16 protein-coding genes are annotated in these 17,540 nt (G+C 69.3%); 7 read left to right on the top strand and 9 right to left on the bottom strand.

Features of this window, described 5'->3' with window-relative positions:
* Positions 1-185 precede the first annotated feature (185 nt).
* On the bottom strand, positions 186-1,868 hold the full coding sequence (locus tag WDW90_RS00420; protein WP_336485276.1) for an acyl-CoA dehydrogenase family protein: 1,683 nt from the start codon (positions 1,866-1,868) through the stop codon (positions 186-188).
* Positions 1,869-1,986: 118 nt separating this feature from the next.
* Positions 1,987-2,871, bottom strand: a complete 885-nt coding sequence (locus WDW90_RS00415) for a DMT family transporter (protein WP_336485275.1) — start codon at positions 2,869-2,871, stop codon at positions 1,987-1,989.
* A 212-nt stretch (positions 2,872-3,083) separates the two neighbouring features.
* On the opposite strand from WDW90_RS00415, the gene WDW90_RS00410 reads away from it, so the two are divergent.
* Positions 3,084-3,968, top strand: coding sequence for a YihY/virulence factor BrkB family protein (locus WDW90_RS00410; protein ID WP_336485274.1), 885 nt, complete (start codon positions 3,084-3,086; stop codon positions 3,966-3,968).
* A gap of 171 nt (positions 3,969-4,139) precedes the next feature.
* Here the strand turns inward: WDW90_RS00410 and WDW90_RS00405 are convergent, their stop codons facing one another.
* A complete protein-coding gene (locus WDW90_RS00405; RefSeq protein ID WP_336485273.1) occupies positions 4,140-5,912 on the bottom strand; it encodes a glucan ABC transporter ATP-binding protein/ permease in 1,773 nt (590 codons plus the stop codon).
* A 259-nt stretch (positions 5,913-6,171) separates the two neighbouring features.
* On the opposite strand from WDW90_RS00405, the gene WDW90_RS00400 reads away from it, so the two are divergent.
* Positions 6,172-6,945: a motility protein A gene (locus tag WDW90_RS00400; RefSeq protein WP_336485272.1), complete on the top strand. Its 774-nt coding sequence runs from the start codon at positions 6,172-6,174 to the stop codon at positions 6,943-6,945.
* A gap of 29 nt (positions 6,946-6,974) precedes the next feature.
* Positions 6,975-7,805: an OmpA/MotB family protein gene (locus WDW90_RS00395; RefSeq protein ID WP_336485271.1), complete on the top strand. Its 831-nt coding sequence runs from the start codon at positions 6,975-6,977 to the stop codon at positions 7,803-7,805.
* A 21-nt stretch (positions 7,806-7,826) separates the two neighbouring features.
* Here WDW90_RS00395 and WDW90_RS00390 read toward each other — a convergent pair whose 3' ends face one another.
* Positions 7,827-8,342, bottom strand: coding sequence for a CAP domain-containing protein (locus WDW90_RS00390; protein ID WP_431310948.1), 516 nt, complete (start codon positions 8,340-8,342; stop codon positions 7,827-7,829).
* 26 nt (positions 8,343-8,368) lie between these two features.
* The gene (locus WDW90_RS00385) at positions 8,369-11,143 is read right to left on the bottom strand and encodes a DUF3772 domain-containing protein (RefSeq protein WP_336485270.1); all 2,775 of its coding nucleotides are present in this window, start codon (positions 11,141-11,143) and stop codon (positions 8,369-8,371) included.
* Positions 11,144-11,824: 681 nt separating this feature from the next.
* Between WDW90_RS00385 and WDW90_RS00380 the strand changes: the two genes are divergently transcribed.
* Positions 11,825-12,373: an HNH endonuclease gene (locus WDW90_RS00380; RefSeq protein WP_336485269.1), complete on the top strand. Its 549-nt coding sequence runs from the start codon at positions 11,825-11,827 to the stop codon at positions 12,371-12,373.
* 4 nt (positions 12,374-12,377) lie between these two features.
* Here WDW90_RS00380 and WDW90_RS00375 read toward each other — a convergent pair whose 3' ends face one another.
* The 3 genes from WDW90_RS00375 to WDW90_RS00365 all read right to left on the bottom strand — a co-directional run bounded on the left by WDW90_RS00375 (position 12,378) and on the right by WDW90_RS00365 (position 14,982).
* Positions 12,378-12,704: a hypothetical protein gene (locus tag WDW90_RS00375; protein WP_336485268.1), complete on the bottom strand. Its 327-nt coding sequence runs from the start codon at positions 12,702-12,704 to the stop codon at positions 12,378-12,380.
* A 53-nt stretch (positions 12,705-12,757) separates the two neighbouring features.
* Positions 12,758-13,669 (bottom strand): outer membrane protein, encoded by a 912-nt coding sequence (locus WDW90_RS00370; RefSeq protein WP_336485267.1) that lies wholly within the window; start codon positions 13,667-13,669, stop codon positions 12,758-12,760.
* Positions 13,670-14,004: 335 nt separating this feature from the next.
* Positions 14,005-14,982 (bottom strand): outer membrane protein, encoded by a 978-nt coding sequence (locus tag WDW90_RS00365; RefSeq protein WP_336485266.1) that lies wholly within the window; start codon positions 14,980-14,982, stop codon positions 14,005-14,007.
* 235 nt (positions 14,983-15,217) lie between these two features.
* Between WDW90_RS00365 and WDW90_RS00360 the strand changes: the two genes are divergently transcribed.
* From WDW90_RS00360 to WDW90_RS00350, 3 genes are all read left to right on the top strand, one after another.
* Positions 15,218-15,460 carry a hypothetical protein gene (locus tag WDW90_RS00360; protein ID WP_336485265.1) on the top strand — a complete coding sequence of 81 codons (243 nt, stop codon included), beginning with the start codon at positions 15,218-15,220 and terminating at the stop codon, positions 15,458-15,460.
* Position 15,461: 1 nt separating this feature from the next.
* Complete coding sequence (locus tag WDW90_RS00355) at positions 15,462-15,800, top strand: MmcQ/YjbR family DNA-binding protein (RefSeq protein ID WP_336485264.1); 339 nt, start codon at positions 15,462-15,464, stop codon at positions 15,798-15,800.
* A 99-nt stretch (positions 15,801-15,899) separates the two neighbouring features.
* Entirely contained in the window at positions 15,900-16,172 is a 273-nt protein-coding gene (locus WDW90_RS00350; protein WP_336485263.1) for a hypothetical protein, read from the top strand.
* A 13-nt stretch (positions 16,173-16,185) separates the two neighbouring features.
* Here WDW90_RS00350 and glmM read toward each other — a convergent pair whose 3' ends face one another.
* The gene (gene glmM, locus WDW90_RS00345) at positions 16,186-17,526 is read right to left on the bottom strand and encodes a phosphoglucosamine mutase (RefSeq protein ID WP_336485262.1); all 1,341 of its coding nucleotides are present in this window, start codon (positions 17,524-17,526) and stop codon (positions 16,186-16,188) included.
* Positions 17,527-17,540: the final 14 nt, after the last annotated feature.

Below are 17,540 nucleotides of genomic sequence, written 5' to 3'. Positions count from 1 at the left end.
GGAAGGTTGCGACCGCTCCGGGCGGCCCGATCGACCGGTTTTGTTTCAGGCTGCACGGCCGTATATTGAATTTCAATCCGACTTCCTGCCGCCGATGCGCGAGGACGCGATGCGAGACATTGGGCCGGGGCGCGTGCGCCCCGGCTCGAAGACCCGCGGTTGGTGTGTTCCGCGCCGGCCTCGACTCACGCCTGCTCGAGCAGGCGGCGGGCGATGACCTGGGCCTGGATCTCGGCCGCGCCCTCGAAGATCGAGAGGATGCGGGCGTCGCAGAGGATGCGGCTCACCGTGTATTCGAGCGCGAAGCCGTTGCCGCCGTGGATCTGCAGGGCGTTGTCGGCCGCCGCCCAGGCGACGCGGGCGCCGAGAAGCTTGGCCATGCCCGCCTCGAGGTCGCAGCGCTTGCCCTCGTCCTTCTCGCGGGCGGAGAAGTAGGTGAGCTGGCGGGCGATGTTGATCTCCACCGCCATCATGGCGAGCTTGTCGGCCACGCGCGGGAAGTTCACTAGCGCCTTGCCGAACTGCACCCGCTCCTCGGCGTAGCGCAGGCCCACGTCGAGAGCCGATTGCGCCACGCCGATGGCGCGGGCCGCCGTCTGGATCCGGGCCGATTCGAAGGTCTGCATGAGCTGGGCGAAGCCCTTGCCCTCGACCTCGCCGAGCAGGTTCGCGGCCGGCACCTCGAAATTCTCGAAGGCGAGCTCGTATTCCTTCATGCCGCGGTAGCCGAGCACCTCGATCTCGCCGCCGGAGAGCCCCTGCACCGGGAACGGGTCCGAATCGTCGCCGCGCGGCTTCTCGGCGATCAGCATCGAGAGGCCCCTGTGGCCCTTCTCCTCCGGCTTCGTGCGCACGAGGACCGTCATGATGTCGGCGCGCACGGGATGGGTGATCCAAGTCTTGTTGCCCGAGATCTTCCAGACGTCGCCGTCCTTCACCGCCTTGGTCCGGAGCGAGGCGAGGTCCGAGCCCGTGTTCGGCTCGGTGAAGACGGCGGTGGGCAGGATCTCTCCGCTCGCGAGCTTCGGCAGGAATCGCTGCTTCTGCTCCTCGGTGCCGCCGCAGAGGATCAGCTCGGCTGCGATCTCCGTGCGGGTGCCGAGCGAGCCGACGCCGATATAGGCGCGGGAGAGCTCCTCGGAGACCACGCACATCGAGATCTTCGGCAGGCCCATGCCGCCGTATTCCTCGGGGATCGTCAGGCCGAACACGCCGAGCTCGGCCATCTTCTCGATGATCTGCATCGGGATGTAGGCATTCTCGCGGTGCCATTCCTGGGCTTTGTCCGCCACCTCGGCCTTGCCGAAGCGGCGCATCTCGGAGCGGATCGCCTCCATGTCCTCGTCGAGGCCGGAATCGCCGACCGTGGCCGAGCCGCCGCCGTCGCGGATCCTCGAGACGAGCGCCGCGCGGTTCTCCGGGGTGTTGCCCTCGGCGATCACCGCCTCGACCGCGTCGGTGCGGAACTGGGCGAGCTCGCGCGCCGAGAGTCCGAGCGAGGTGGTCGGGCGCACCATCTCGCCCTGGCTCATCGGGATGCCGCCGAACATCTGGTCGAGATACTCGCCCAGGCCGATCTTCACGAGGAGCGTCTCGGTCTCGCCGAGACGGCCGGCCTCCTGCAGGGTCGCGGCGTATTGCGTGAGCTCGCGCACGGCCTCGCCGTAGGTCGCGAGCCAGGCGAGGCCGTGCGCGGCGTGCTGCTCGGCCTCGAGCTTGGCCGGATCGATCTTGCCGTCGGCGGACAGGACCCGGGCGCGGACGCGACGCGTCGCCTCGGCGACGAGCTTCCCGGCGGAGACGGCCGCGTCGCGGCCCAGCGCGACGAGGTCCTGCGGCGCGTGCGAGACGGCGGGGGATGCGGACATGTATCAAACTCTCAGAAATGTTCGGTGCTGAGGGTCATTATAGGCAGGATCGCCGGCACAGTAGTGGTTTCTTGCCGCCCCCCAGCCTCCATCACCCCTGAATGCATTATACTTTTGGTCAGCCGCGGTTCGCGATCGCCACGCCCGCGGCGGCCACCGCCATGCCCGCCAATTGCAGGCCCGTCAGCGCCTCGCCGAACAGCGCATAGGCCATGGCGGCCGAGACGGGCGGCACCAGGAACAGCAGCGAGGCGACGCCCGCCACCGCCCCGCGCCGGATCAGCCAGAGCAGGAGCAGGATTCCAGCCACCGAGTTCACGAGGATCGACCAGGCCATGCCGAGGGCGAGCGGCAGGACCGGCTCGAAGCGGCCCGCCTCGAAGGCGAGCGCCATCGGGATCGCGAGGCATCCAGCGCCCACGAACTGCACGCAGGCATTGGTGAGGAGGTCGACGCCGGCGGTCGTGCGCTTCTGCCAGAGCGTGCCCAGCGTCATCGCCGCCATGGCGCCGAGGCAGGCGGCGAGCGCCATTGGCGGGATGCCGGAGGCGCCGGCCGCGCCGACCTTCGGGGCGAGCACGAGACCCGCGCCGACGAAGCCGACGCCGATGCCGAGCCAGCGCCGCCGGCTCACGAACTCTCCGAGCAGGGGGCGCGCCAGCATCGCGGTGAGCAGCGGCTGCAGGCTCCCGACGAGGGCCGCGATGCCTGCCGGCAGGCCGCGATGCACCGACCAGAACACGCCGATCACGTAGAGGCCCTGCATCAGCACGCCCGCGATGAGCGGGTCGCGCCATCCCGCGACCCCGCGCGGCCAGCGCGCGCCTGCCGCCCAGGCGATGCCGGCGAGGACGAGCGCGACGCCGGCGACGCGGGCCGCCACGAAGCTCAGCGGCTCCGCGTAGGGCGCGACGAACCGGGCCGCGATGAAGCCCGTCGCCCAGATGACCACGAACAGGCTCGGGACGAGGCGCGCGGCGGGAACGGCGTTGCTCTGGGACATGGCCGCCGCAGGCACCACGGTGGGGCCGCGAGCACAATCGACAATCGCGTGCGGGACCCATGCGGCGCGCGAAGCGTTGCCCGGATCCTTCACATCGTGCGGCATGTGGGCCGGAACTGCGCGCCCGCCGGCATGGCGCGTTGACGAAGGCGGCCCGCCACCCTCGTATCCGGCCGGCACGCCGCGCCGTTCGAGCGAGACCCGACCCTGTCGTGAGACGCCTCCGTACCAGCCTCGAAGTCGCAGGGATCGCCGCGCAGCGCTTCGTTGCCCATGACGGCTGGGCGATCGCGAGCCACATCGCGCTCTCGATCCTGACCTCGCTGTTCCCGTTCCTGATCCTGCTCGCGGCCCTCGCCGGCCTGTTCGGCACGAAATCGCTCGCCGACGAGGCGGGCGTCCTGATCTTCGAGGCCTGGCCCCGGGAGGTGGCCAAGCCCATCGTCAACGAGATGCACCGGGTGCTCACCGAGCAGCGCGGCGGGGTGCTGACGATCGGCGCGGTGCTGGCCCTGTACTTCTCGTCCTCGGGGGTCGAGAGCCTGCGGGTCGGGCTCAACCGTGCCTATGGCCTGCGCGAGGTGCGGCCCTGGTGGCTGACGCGCCTCGAATCGATCGGCTACGTGATCTGCGGCGCCTTCGCGATGCTGGCCTTCGCGTTTCTCGTGGTGCTGGGGCCGCTGATCTGGCGCAACGTCCTCAGCGTGGCCCCCGGGCTGGAGCCCCTCAGCCTCACGGTGGCGATCGGGCGGATCGGCGTCACGGCCTTCCTGATCGCGAGCGTGCTGATCATCGCCCACAAATTCGTGGCGGCGGGGCGGCGCTCGGTCTGGTCGGTTCTGCCGGGAGTCGGCGTGACGCTGCTGCTCTGGTTCCTCGCGGGCCTCGGCTTCGGCTACTACCTCGACCGGTTCTCGAACGCGTACGCCTCCACATACGGAGGCCTCGCCACCGCGATGGTGTTCCTCGTCTTCCTCTACTGGCTCGCCGCGATGTTCCTGTTCGGCGGCGAGATCAACGGCACCGTGATCGCGGCCAAGCGTCGGCGCCTCCAGGCCCGCATGCAGGCGCGGCACGACCGGGCCGCCTTGCTCTGAGCGCCTCTTCGGGAAGGGATCGTACGCTCGGCGTCCCCGCGCCCGGAACCGAATGACGGTTCGGTGACTTTGCCCTATGCTCCATGCGATGTTTCCACCTTCACCGGCCTGCTTCCCGAAAGGGGGCGGGCCGCTTTGTTGCGTGGATCACCCCGCCGGAGACGGCCCGCCTCAGGCCGCGAGCGGCATCTCCTCCGCCTCCGCCGCCATGAACTGCGCCCGGGCGAGTTCGGCGAAGCGGCCGCCCTCGGCGACGAGCGCGTCGAAGGTGCCTGCCTCGACGATCCGGCCCTCGTGGAAGACGAGGATGCGGTCGGCGTCGCGGATCGTGGCGAGGCGGTGGGCGATCACGAAGGTGGTGCGGCCCTCCATCACGGCCTCGAGCGCGCCCTGAAGCTTGCGCTCGGTGGCGGCGTCGAGGGCGCTGGTGGCCTCGTCGAGGATCAGCACCGGCGGGTTCTTGAGGAGCGCGCGGGCGATCGAGAGGCGCTGGCGCTCGCCCCCCGAGAGCGAGCGGCCGCGCTCGCCGATAACGGTGTCGAGCCCATCGGGCTGGCACGCCATGAATTCGCTGGCCTGGGCGCGCTCGAGCGCGTCGAGCATCTCGGCGTCGGTGGCGTCGGGGCGGCCGACCTGCAGGTTCTCGCGGATCGAGCGGGCGAACAGCATCGGCTCCTGGAAGACGACGCCGATGTTGTGGCGCAGCGATGCCAGGCCGATGTCGCGGATATCGGTGCCGTCGATCCGGATCGCGCCGCTCTGCGGGTCGAAGGTCCGATGCAGGAGGCCGAGCGTCGTCGACTTGCCCGAGCCGGTGGTGCCGACGAGCGCCACCGTCTCGCCGGCACGGGCGGTGAAAGACACGCCCTCCAGCGCCCGGCGGCGGCCGTCATAGCTGAAGCCGACATCCTCGAAGCTGACCTCGCCCTCGAACCGGGCCACGGCCTTAGCGTTCGGGCGGTCGCGCACGGCCGGCACGGTGTCCACGATCTCGAAGAACTCGGCCATCTTGGGCGCCTGCTGGAACAGGCCGTTGACGAAGCTGACGACATGGTCGAGGCGCGCCACCAGCATGGTCGCGAGGCTCATGAAGGCCACCACCTCGCCGACCGTCGTCGAACCGGCCTGGTACAGGACGATGCCGGTGATGAAGATGGCGGTCATCGTCAGCGTGGCCGAGGCCTTGGTGGCGACCGCGGCGAGCGCCCACCACGACAGGACCGGGATCTGCGCGGCGAGCAGGTTGCGGATGATGCCGTGCATCGCCTCCTTCTCGGCCTTGGCGCGGGTGAAGGACTGGATCACCGCGACGTTGCCGAGCGCGTCCGAGGCATGCGCGGCGAGCCCCGAATGATAGTGCTCGACCTGGCCCTGCAGGGCCTCCGTCCGGCGCATCACGAAGGTGGTGAGCGCGGTGAACACCACGACGAGGACGACCAGGATCGAGCCGAGCTGCCAGTTCACGAACAGCGTCAGCGGCAGCAGAACGCCGAGCGAGACCAGGGCGGCGAAGTGGTCGCGGAAGAATCCGAGCCAGAGCCAGGACATGCCGTTCGTGCCCTCGAGCATCGCCTTGAGCACGCGGCCCGAATGGTTCGACGAGTGGAAGGCGAGCGGCAAGTCGAGGACGTGCTCGAAGTAGTTCGCCATGGTGGAGAGGCGGTTGCGGTGGGCCAGCCGGTCGGAGTGGAGCGCGATGGCGACGCCCGCCACGATCGTGAAGAAGCCGAAGGCCACCCAGGCGACGATCAGCGGCACCATGGCGGCGAAGGCGTTGGCGCCGCGGGTGAGATGGGTGAGCTGGTCGATGATGCGGCCCATCAGAAGCGGCTCGGCGAAGGCCGCCACCGCCAGCGCCACGTTGGCGAAGGCGAGCCCGAGCGCGAGGCGCTTGTCGGCCCCGAGAAGCCCCATGACCCGCGCGTAGAGACGAACCATCGACATCAAAAGCTCCGAAACCAGCCCCCGGCGCGGGCCCTGTGCGCCGGGCCCTTCGCCGCGATTCGGCTTCGGACCTCTCCGAGAGCCGACAATCACCGATCGCAGAACGGCTTATGCGCGATCCTGCCTGAACGCCGCATGACGGGCGGGGCCGGGCGGACGGCCATTTTTACGGTTCGTTCAGCGAGATTCCGTATCGATCGGGACGGACTTCGCTCAAGGCCGCGCTCCCGCGTTCCGCCCACCGTCAGGCCACCTCGTCATGGATCTCGCAACCGGTGTCGGTCTGCTCGGCGGCCTCGGCGTGGTCTTCACGCTGATCATGATCGACGGCGGCAACTTCGCCGCCTATTTCGACAAGCACGCGCTGATCGTGATCTTCGGCGGCGCCACCGCCGCCACCATGATGCGCTTTCCCTTCTCGACGATCATGCACGGCCTGCCGATGGGCCTGCGATTCGCCTTCACCATGCGCTCGGTGAAGCCGCGCGACCTCATCGACGAGATCACCAAGATCGCCGACGTCGTGCGCAAGAGCGGCCCGATGGCGCTCGAGAACATGGAGATCTCGGACCCGTTCCTGGCGCAGGGCGCGCGCTACATCGCCGACGGCTACGACCGCGAGTTCATCCGCGACACGATGGAGCGCGACCGCGACAACTTCCTGATGCATCTCGACGAAGGCTCGAAGATCTACCGGGCCTTCGGCGATTGTGCGCCGGCCTGGGGCATGATCGGCACGATCCTCGGCATGGTGACGATGTTCGCCAACATGTCCGATCCCTCGAAGCTCGGCCCCGCCATGGCGACCGCGCTGCTCGCGACCCTCTACGGGGCGCTCATCGCCAACATGATCACCCTCCCGCTCGCCGACAAGCTTCACGTGAAGCTCGAGGAGGAGGACGTCTCCCGCTCGCTGATCATCGACGGCATCCTGCTGATCCGCGACCAAAAGAGCTCGTCGCTCGTGCGCGAGATGCTGATCGCCTACCTGCCGCACAACCACCGCGACGAGCTCGCCGCGGAGGCCGCGTGAGGCCGCGCGCGCGATAGGAGGGCCGCCCGGTGGCCAAGAAGAAGCGCGGCGGCGCCCATGGCGGCCACGGCTGGTTCGTCACCTTCGCCGACCTGATGGCGCTCCTGATGAGCTTCTTCGTGATGATCGCCGCGTATTCCACGCAGGATCAGAAGAAGATGCAGGTGGTGGCGGGCTCGATGCGCGACGCCTTCGGGGTGAACAAGGATTCGAAATTCGCCGGCATCATCGAGTCGATGGGTCTGCCCACCGCCGACCACGTCAAGTACCTGCGCGACGTGCCGCCCGAGCGCGCGAGCGACCGCACCACCCCGCCCTCCCTCGAGCAGAGCGCCGAGATCGGCCTGACCGACCGCGGTGAGGCCGAGAATTTCGGCCTCGCCGCCGCCTCCCTTCGCCAGGCGCTGCAGGACATGCCCGAGATCGCGGAGCTGTCGAAGAACATCGTCATCGCGCCGAGCACGAAGGGGCTCGAGGTGTCGATCGTCGACCAGGACGGCCGCTCGATGTTCCCGGACGGCTCGAGCCGGCCGAACGACCGCACGCGGCGCCTCCTCGAGCGGCTCGCCCCGGCGATCCGCCAGCTCCCGAACCGGGTCGCGATCTCGGGCTTCACGGCCACCGACCGGCCCGGCACGCGCCCCCCTGCCCCGCCCTGGGAGCTCTCGGCGAGCCGCGCCATCAGCGTGCGCGAGATCCTGGCCGGCGCCGGCGTGCCGGATGACCGCTTCGCCTCGGTCACCGGCAAGGCCGACACCGAGCCGCTGTTCCCCGACAATCCCTACCTCGCGGCCAATCGCCGGGTGACGGTGACGCTCCTCAAGGAGGCGCCGCCGACCCCCTTGAAGGGCCTGCGCTGAGGGCGAATCGCGCGAACCGGCTCACTTGGCCACCAGCAGCGCCCAGTAGACCTTGTACTTGGAATTCGGCGCGTAGGCGGTGGCGATGCCCATGCGGGTCGCCGCGGGATCGAGCATCACGGCGTTGTGGGGCGGGCTGTCGCGCCAGCCCGAGAAGGCTTCCGCCAGGGTGTGGTAGCCCGCGGAGAGGTTGGCCTCGGCCGAGCCGTAGCCGAGCCGCTCCACGGCCGCCTTCACGGTCTGCGCCTTGCTCGGCCGGTCGGCGACCGCCATGGCGGCGGCCTCGGTCTCGGCGAGCCGCTGCAATTCTGGATCGAGGGCGAGCGCCGTCCCGCCCTTGCCGCGCCGGTAGGCCGAGATCATGTCGCGCGCCGCACCGGTGTCGAGATGCGCGGTGTTGGTGGTGAGCGGCCAGTACAGGCTCGGCAGCGCCGAGTTCGCCCGCGGCTCGCCCGCGCAACCCGCCAGCAGGGCCGCGGCCGCAAGGCCGGCGAGGCCATTCGCGAGACAACCCGCACGCAACCGTCGACGCCCCACCTTCACCTCGTCCACTGTTCCTCGCCCTATCCCCCGGCGCTCCGGCGGCCGAGGTCCCGGGGTGCGACCGAGCGCATGGGCTCGGGCTCCTCCGGTGTCTCGGGCGCGGGGCGCGCATCCTCGACTGCCGGCGCGTCGCGCCGGTCGGGCGGGGCGCGGCCGAACTTGCCCGCGATCTCGCCCAGCGCATCCTGCATCCCGTCGAGCCCCTGCACCGTCACGATGCTGGCGCCCGGGCCCATCGGCGGGATCAGACCGGCCTCTGATAAGGTCCTGAACACCGCGAAGTTCAAGTCCGTCTGCACCTTCAGGCTCAGGCCGACGTCGACGATCATGGCGATCAGCTCGAAGTCGAGGTAGGTATCGCCGATCTTGCGGAACACCACCCGCGGCGCCGGCTCCTTGAGCACGTCCGGATGGGCGCTGGCGCAGCCCGCGATCAGCTCGGCCGCCAGCACCGGGTCCTGGTTGCGTAGGACGCCGACCGTGATCGAGACGCGGCCGGTGCGGTCGCCGCGCACCCGGTTCTTCACCACGCCGGAGATAAGGTTCGAGTTCGGCACGATCACGGCCGAGCGGTCGAAGGTCTGGATCTCGGTGGAGCGCACCGAGATCCGCTTCACGATGCCCTCGCTGTCGCCGATCAGCACCTGGTCCCCGACGCGGATCGGCCGCTCCCACAGGAGCAGCAGGCCGGACACGAAGTTGTTGACGATCGATTGCAGGCCGAAACCGATACCGACCGAGAGGGCGCCGGCCACGATCGTGAGCTTCTCGAGGCTGAGGCCCAGATACGAGAAGGCGAGCGCCAGCGCGAGCAGGAAGCCGCAATAGCCGCTGACCGTCGAGATCGAGTTGCGCAGGCCGGCATCGAGGTCGGTGGCCGGCAGGTAGGTGTGCTCCAGCCAGCGCTGAATCGCCCGCGTGATGATCACGCCGAGCACCAGGATCCCGATTCCCAGCACGATCGTCGAGAGCGAGATCGTGACGTCGCCGACCTTGAAGCCGAAGAAGGCCGTGCGGACCGACGAGAAGATGTCGGTCGAGTCGAGCCCCCAGGGCGCGAGCACGAGGAGCGCCACCACCAGGAACAGGAAGACGCGGGCCGCGCCGGTCGCCAGCACCGCGATCTGGTTGAGTGAGCGCTTGCGCAGGCCGGTATTCGCCTGGAGCGTCGTGGCGATACGGGTCTCGCCGCTGAGCGAGCCGCCGATGAAGGCATCGGCGCTCTGCACCATGAGATAGAGCAGCACCAGCAGGCTCGTGGTCCAGACGAGCTGATCGATCAGGAAGGCCGAGAAGGCCACGTAGCCGACGACGTCCGCCACCGCGATCACGACGACCGCGACCCAGCCGAACAGGCGGGCCGGGCCGCCGATGCCGGTCGTCGTCCGGGTCGGCACGTAGGGGCCGAGGCAGGCTTCCTCCTCCTCCTCTCGGTCGGCGAACCGGTGCAGGCCGATGGCGAGGATCAGCACCATGGCGAGCGCCCCGATGCCGCGGGTCGCGATCGAGATCGGCAGGGCCGCCGAGATGCCGGAATTGAGCGCCTCGATCGACTTCACCACCGTGATGACGGTGGCGATGCCGACCGCGAGCCGGGTCACGCGCGAGGCCGCCGCGTCGCTCACGGGCGCCGGGCGCCAGGCCGGCTTGTCGGGCGACAGCAGGGCGTCGCAGAGGGCCTCCACGAAGGCGATGAAGGCCAAGCCGCTGACGATCGCGCCCGCCACCGGCAGGAGCCGCGAGGGCAGCAGATCGGTCGCGTCGAGGGCGTAGTAGATGGCGTAGCTGCCGAGGACGGCCGGCACCGTGCCGAGCAGGATGACGCGCCACGCGCCGAGCAGCTTCTGGCGGCGGGACGGGTCGACCTTGCTGGCGTCGCGACGGCCGAGCCGCGGCGCGATGTTGCGGCGGCCGAAATAGAGGGCCGCCGAGACGCCGAAGGCGAGGCCGAGCAGCAGCAGGTTCGCGAGTGTGCCGTTCCGGTTGAACAGCAGCACGATGTCGGAGAGCGCGCTCTGCAGGGCCCGCAGGTCGCGGGGCATGTCGGCGGCGACCTTCGACCACAGGCTCGGGGTGACGAGCGCCTGAGAGCGCTCGAACAGGCCCCTGGTGAAGGATTCGCGGCGCCGGTTCGAGACGCGGTCGACGATCTGATCGCTCTGCACGAGGAGCGAGCGCGCGAGGCGCTGCGTCTCGTCGAGCCTGACGACGGAGGCCTCGCGCTCGAGCCGTTCCTGCGCGACCTCCGGGCTCTCCTCGGTGTCCTTCGGCTTCGGTCCGAGCTGGGTCAGTCGCTCGCGCGCCGATTCGAGCGGCGCGTCGAGCCGGCCGATGATGGTCCGGATCTCGTCGGCCACGGGACCGATGCCGTCGCGGATGCGGGCGAGATCGACCGGCGTCAGATCCTGGCGGCCGAGCTCCTTCTCGCGCTGCGTCAGGTCGGCCTTGGCCGCGTCAAGCTTGGCGCGCACCTTCTTGAGGGCCTCCGGCACCTCCGGCTTCGGCGGCGCCGGCTTGGCCTCAGCGGGCTTGGCCTCAGCGGGTTTGGCCTCAGCGGGTTTGGCCTCGCCGGCCTTCGCGTCGGCCGGCTTGGCCCCGGTGGCCTTCCCCTCCGCGCCGCTTCCCTGAGGCGGCTTGGCAGGCGCTCCTCCCGGCGCGGCCGGCTTCGGCTGCTCGGTGGCGGGCGCCGTGACGGCCTGGCCGGCGGCGCCGAGCGGCGCGAGGAGCAGCGCGCCGAGCACGGCGGCGGCGAGGGCGGAAAGGCGCGGGCTGCGCGTGAGCGGGCGACGGCTCATGAACGTCCTTTCGTCGGGCGCCGCCCGGGTTCGCCGGGTCCGGCGTATCCGGGCGTGCGCGGCCGCTCGGAGTCGTGGCCGGGCGGCGCTGAGATGATTTCGGGGCGCAGCGCCGCTCCCGGCGACGCGGGCAGCAGGCGCCGGGCTCGACGCCCCTCGCGGTCCCGCCGGGGCCCCGGCTTGGCCGAAGGCCCCGTCCTAAACCTGCCCCATGGCCGATCAATAGGGCGAAAGGTTACTCCTGCCCACCCGGTTGCCGGGACAACGGACCGCGTGGCGGCCGCCACGCGCCCAGCGCAAGGCATGCCTGTGGGTGCGGCGTCTCGGGTCGTACGCCAACCTTCACAAGCATGTCACGCTGATATTAGACTAAGCCTCGATGGACAGGGCCTTTTCGTTTTCACGCGAGGAGGTGGCGCTGATCGAGCCCGTCGCTCAGCCCCGCCACGCACCGGGCGTCCGCGCCCGCGGCGACCGCCGTGAGCGCCCCGATCCGCCGTCCCTCCCCGTCCCGATCGCACCGCGCCCAAGCCCGGCCGGCCCCGCTCGCGCCGGGCCCGGTCAACGCCGCCCGGGACGATCCGGGCCGTCCGGGGCGCTCATCTTTCACCGCGCCGGGACAGCGCGCCGGCCGATTCCGCCGCGTTGTCCCCTGACAGATCCGTTCCGAGAGTTGCGCCGATGATGGACCTCCAAACCCTCGTCCTCAACGCGGATTACCGGCCGCTCTCCTACAATCCGCTCTCGCTCTGGTCCTGGAAGGACGCCTTCACCGCCCTGTTCCTCGACCGGGTCACGCTCGTGGCGAGCTACGACGTCGAGGCCCGCTCGCCCAGCCGCTCGCTCCGGGTGCCGAGCGTCGTGGCCCTCAAGAACTACGTCACGCTGGCGCGCACGCCGGCCTTCACCCGCTACAACATCTACCTGCGCGACACGTTCTCCTGCCAGTATTGCGGCCTGCGCCTGCCCTCGGGCGGCCTGACCTTCGACCACGTGGTGCCGCGCTCGCGCGGCGGCCTGTCGACCTGGGAGAACGTCGTCGCAGCCTGCTCGCCCTGCAACCTGCGCAAGGCGAACCGCACGCCGAACGAGGCGGACATGCCGCTCCTCCACGAGCCGCGCCGCCCCACCCGCTACGAGCTGCACCACCGCCAGCCGGAATTCGATCACCGGCAGTATCACCACACCTGGCTCGACTACCTTTACTGGGACAGCGAGCTCGACAGCTGACCGGTCAGTATCGCGGCAGCGGGGCGGGCGGTTCGTTGTACATCGGCACGGCGTGGTTGCGCGGCAGGTACCCGCGCACGATCACGGCCGGGGGTCCGAGCGGGACCTGAGGGCGGTAGGCCGGATCGCGGTAGGCGATCTCGGGCGGGAGGTGGCGGCGGGGACGGTGATGGGCGTGAGACTTCTGGCGATGCGCCGCCGGTGCGCGCTCTATCCTCCGATCCCCGTCGAACCGCTCGCGGGCGGCTGCCAGCGTTGAGCACGGGCCGAGGGCAACCACCGTGCAGGCAAGGCCCAGCGCCGCGCAGGTGAGATTGACCGGCCAGCTCATGGAGACCTCGCGCTCAACAGTACGAAATTGCGGCAAAGAATTGCTGATCGATCTCAGAATTTCACCGCGGCGCCGGCTCGCACGGTGTTGAGGTTGACCTTGTGCCCATCGAAATCGTTGAGCAGAACGTATTGGTACTCACCGCGCAGAATGATGTTCTGCGTCAGTGCATATTCCAGGCCCCCACCCAGCGCGACGCCGCCGACAACCTTCGTCTTGGCCACGGTCGGCAGCGCGATCGGGCCGTTCGGGATCGATCGGCCGACATCATTCTGGTAGAATATTTTGTAATCGTGGAAGTTTACGTATGCCAGATTTCCGCTCGTCAATTGCTGGTTGGCATCGTAAGTCTTCTTGTCATAGCCGTAATTTTGAACATTGACCTGATCGACGATACGGGCGCGGCCAATCGCAAGGCCGCCCGTCACGAACGGCAGAAAGTTGCCCATCGCGTATCCGGCGCGAGCGCGGAATGTGCCGAAATCCTCGACTTTCGTTGATGATGTCCCATCGAGATAGACGGACTCATAGTTTCCAGCGCTGGTAATGAAGTATCGACCGATCGAGTTCGACGATGTCGCCCCGCGCTGGAATTGGGTGTAGTCGGCTTCGAGGCCGAGTACCATTTCATCGAATTGGAAATTCACACCGGCAAAGCCGCCAAAGCTCGATCCGCTGGCGCGCTTGGCGTTTGCGATGAGGAGCGATGAAACACCGAACTCGCTCTCGATGTCACGTGCTCGAAAATACTGCGCCAATATCGGCTGAAACGGCTGCTTGAATCCAAGCGCGGCCGATGTGTACCCCGCATGCGCGCCGAAATAGATACCGCTCCAATCGACCACCGGCACGGCCGGCTCGTAGTCCGGTCCGCGCAGAACGCCGTAGTCGAGATCGGCGGCGACCGCAGCCGAGGCACCACACAGGCTCAGCCCGGCCAGGACAGCGAAAGTAACGATACGCATCGGGATCGTCCTCGGGGCAGCAACACGCGTTGGACTGCCAAACTCATGGGATCTTGCCCATGCGATCTTGATAGCGCGGTAACCTTAATGTTCCGTTTCATACCGAATCGGTTCGAGGCATCCACAAGCAGAATGGTGGCGCATTCGGAGCTTTCGCCCGGTTCGATCGAGTGCGAGTTCAGGTGTTACTTGCGGTGCGCGGTCGACACCGGAACTCGGCAAATATTGCCGATCATGCCGGTGGTGATCGATGCAAATCTGCTGTCGCGATGCCGTGAAAAGCAAAGCGGCGCGGATGTGATCCGCGCCGCTCGAACCCGTCGGGAGAGGAGGTCTCAGTACTTGCGCACCAGCGGGCCCGGCTGATAGTCGGCGACGAGCGGGGGCAGCGGCGCCGGGGCGAAGCCGCCGAGCAGGTAGCGCAGGCCGATCTTCACGTCGTGCGCCTCCAGGCTCTTCTCCTTGTAGTAGCCGACCGTGGTCGAGCAGCAGGCATCGAAGCCCGCGCCGGTCTTCACGCTGCCGAGGTTGAGGTAGCGGTAGGCGAGCTCGACCTTGAAGTTCGGCGTCACGTCGTAGGCGAGACCGGCATGCAGCGCCCAGGCGAAGTTCGCCGAGGTGTTGGCGCGGAAGTACGAGGACACGGTCTTGTTGTAGACGGCCGCGCCGCCGATGGAGGCCGGGTAGGGCCCGCAGCCGCAGCCCTCGTAGGCGTAGACAAGCGTCGGCTCGCTCACCGAGCCGGACTTCTGGAAGCCGGAGGTGTGATTGAAGGCGACACCGACGCCGCCGCCGACGAACGGGGTGATGCCGTACCAGGTGCCGAGATCGAAATAGGCATTGGCGAGCACGACGGCCGAGTCGAAGTTGCCGCGGGTCTGCTCGTCGACGCGGCCGCGCAACTCGTTGCCGCCGCCGTCGAAGAAGCCGGTCGCGTACTCGTAGCGGTGCTGGCCGCTGATCCCGGTCGAGAAGCGGTACTCGCCCGTGATGTCGCCGCGCAGGAACGGGTTGAACTGGTAGCCGATGCCGACGCCCGCGAAGGCGCCGCCGCCGACCTCGTTCTGGTAATAGCGCTCGTTGATGCGGCCGCTCGCATCCTTCTCGCCGTAGGCCGCGAAGTTCTTGGCCTGGTAGACGCTCGCGCCGACGTCGCCGCGCAGGTACCAGCCGCCGCCGACCTCGACCGGCGGGGCGATGGGCGGCGGGGGCGGCGGCGGCAGCAGGTCGGCGGCCTCGGCGAGGCAGGGCGCGCCCACGCTCGCGACGAGCGTGAGGGAGCGCACCAAGGCGTTGAGCTTGGAGCGGGCCATGAGAATTCCTTCACTGGGTCGGTGCCGGAAGCTTGTCGTGCCGGCTCGAATGACGGATTGATCATCCGCGAAAGGTATTAAGCCGTACTTAACGTTAAATCTTACCCTTGGCGGGCCGCTCTACTGGTCGATCTCGGCCCGGCACCCTCCATCCGGCGGGGACGAAACCGCCGCTGGCGCGTTGGCTTGAGCGGCGCGGCTCGGACGCCCGCGCCCCAGGCGGCCCGGAGGCGGAATGACGCAGCTCTTCATCGCGCAGGTCCATACGCCGACCGGTCCGCGCCCGCTCGTGACCGTGCGGGCCGCGGCGGAAGGCGAGGCGCGCCTCTTCCTCGAGGCGCATTATCCCGACGACACGATCGGGGCCGTCGTCGAGCCCGGCGAGTGGATCTCGGACGCCGATACCGGCAGCGAGGCCGGCGACATCCGCGAGCATCCGGGCGTCTCCTGGCAGGCGCCTGCGGGCAGCGGATCCTAGGATGCGGCCGCAGGACGTGCGGGCGCTCGCGCTGATGCTGCCGGAGGTCGTCGAGGGCGCTCATATGGGCAACGCCGATTTCCGGGTCGGCGGCCGCATCTTCGCGACGCTCTGGACCGAGGAGGACCGCGCCGTCCTGCGGCTCGCACCGGAGCATCAGGCCATGCTCGTCGAGTCGGGGCCGGACCTGTTCTCGCCCGTGCCCGGCGCCTGGGGCCGGCGGGGCTGGACGAATCTCGACCTCCCCGACGCCGACGAGGAGGCGCTGCGCGGCGCGCTGCTGGCTGCCTGGCGCACGACCGCCCCGGCGGCGCTGGTGGCGGCCCAAGAGCCGGCGTGAGTGCCGGCGTCCGGTTCGGGACGAAGCAACTCCCGGTTACACTTAATGAACCCTTACGTGGCAGGGTCGCAGCCGATCCGACAGCACGCGAGGCGGCCCATGAGCGAAGAGACCGAATCCGTCGCGACGCGCCTGTGGCGGGACCGCGTCCAGGTCCGCGAGCACGAGCGCAACGAGGCGCTGGCCCGCGCCAGGGTCGCCGAGGAGAAGGTGGCGCTGCTGGTCGCCGAGAACGACGCGCTCGCGGCCGAGGTCGCGCGCCTGCGCGCGCTCCTCCAGCCCGACGAGGCGCGGGCACGGGAAGAGACCGAGGAGCAGATGGCGGCGCTGAAGGGCGCCCTCCTGCCGCTGCTGACGCGCAGCGCCGCCTGAGCGGCGCCCAGCGTCAGGCCGCGACCCGGGTCACCGCGTCGACCACCTCGTCGACCACCTCCGAGACGAGGCTGCGGTCGTCGCCCTCCGCCATCACGCGGATCACCGGCTCGGTGCCGGAGGGCCGGATCACGAGGCGCCCCGAATCGCCGAGGCGCTCGCGGGCGTTCTCGATCGCCGTCACCACGGCTTCCTGGCGCAGGGGCTCGCCCGAGCGGTAGCGGACGTTCTTGAGGATCTGCGGCAGCGGGTCGAAGCAGTGGCAGACCTCGCTCACCGGCCGCTCCTGGCGCTTGACGACGCTGAGGAGCTGGAGCGCCGCCACGAGCCCGTCGCCGGTCGTCGCGTAGTCCGACATGATGATATGGCCGGATTGCTCGCCGCCGAGGTTGTAGCCGTGCTCCCGCATGTGCTCCAGCACGTAGCGGTCGCCGACCGCCGTGCGGGCGAGCGTCAGGCCGATCCCGCCGAGATACCGCTCCAGGCCGAGATTGGACATGATCGTCGCCACCAGCCCGGCTCTCGTCAGGCGGTCGTCCTCCTTCCAGGAGCGCGCGACCACCGCCATCAGCTGGTCGCCGTCGACCATCTGGCCCTTCTCGTCGACGATCAGCACCCGGTCGGCGTCGCCGTCGAGGGCGATGCCGATATCGGCGCGCAGCTCGCGCACCTTGCTGACGAGGGCGGTCGGCGCGGTCGAGCCGACGTCGCGGTTGATGTTGAAGCCGTCCGGCTCGGTGCCGATCGCGATCACCTCCGCGCCGAGCTCCCACAGCGTCTCGGGCGCGACGCGGTAGGCGGCGCCGTTGGCGCAATCCACGACGACCCGCAGGCCGTCGAGGGTGACGTGACGGGGCAGCGTGCGCTTGGCGAACTCGATGTAGCGGGCATGCACGCTCTCGATGCGCTTGGCGCGGCCGAGATCGCGCGAGCCGGCGAGCCGCTTGTGCAGCTCGCCGTCGAGCAGGGCCTCGATGCCGCGCTCGACATCGTCGTTGAGCTTGAACCCGTCCGGGCCGAACAGCTTGATGCCGTTATCCTCGTAAGGATTGTGCGAGGCCGAGATCATCACGCCGAGATCGGCCCGCATGGAGCGGGTCAGCATGGCAACGGCCGGCGTCGGCATCGGCCCGAGCAGCAGCACGTCCATGCCGACCGAGGTGAAGCCGGCGACCAGCGCCGTCTCGATCATGTAGCCGGAGAGCCGCGTGTCCTTGCCGATCACGACGCGGTGCCGATAGTCGCCGCGCTGGAACACGAGGCCCGCCGCCTGACCCACCTTGAGGGCGAGTTCCGGCGTGATGACGCCGTTGGCGCGGCCCCGGATGCCGTCGGTCCCGAAATACTTGCGCACGCGCGTCCCCGCCG

This window comes from Methylobacterium nigriterrae, assembly GCF_037106235.1.
Taxonomy (GTDB): domain Bacteria; phylum Pseudomonadota; class Alphaproteobacteria; order Rhizobiales; family Beijerinckiaceae; genus Methylobacterium; species Methylobacterium nigriterrae.
Note: the sequence above shows the minus strand (reverse complement) of the source record. Positions and strands in the feature narration are given on the sequence as shown.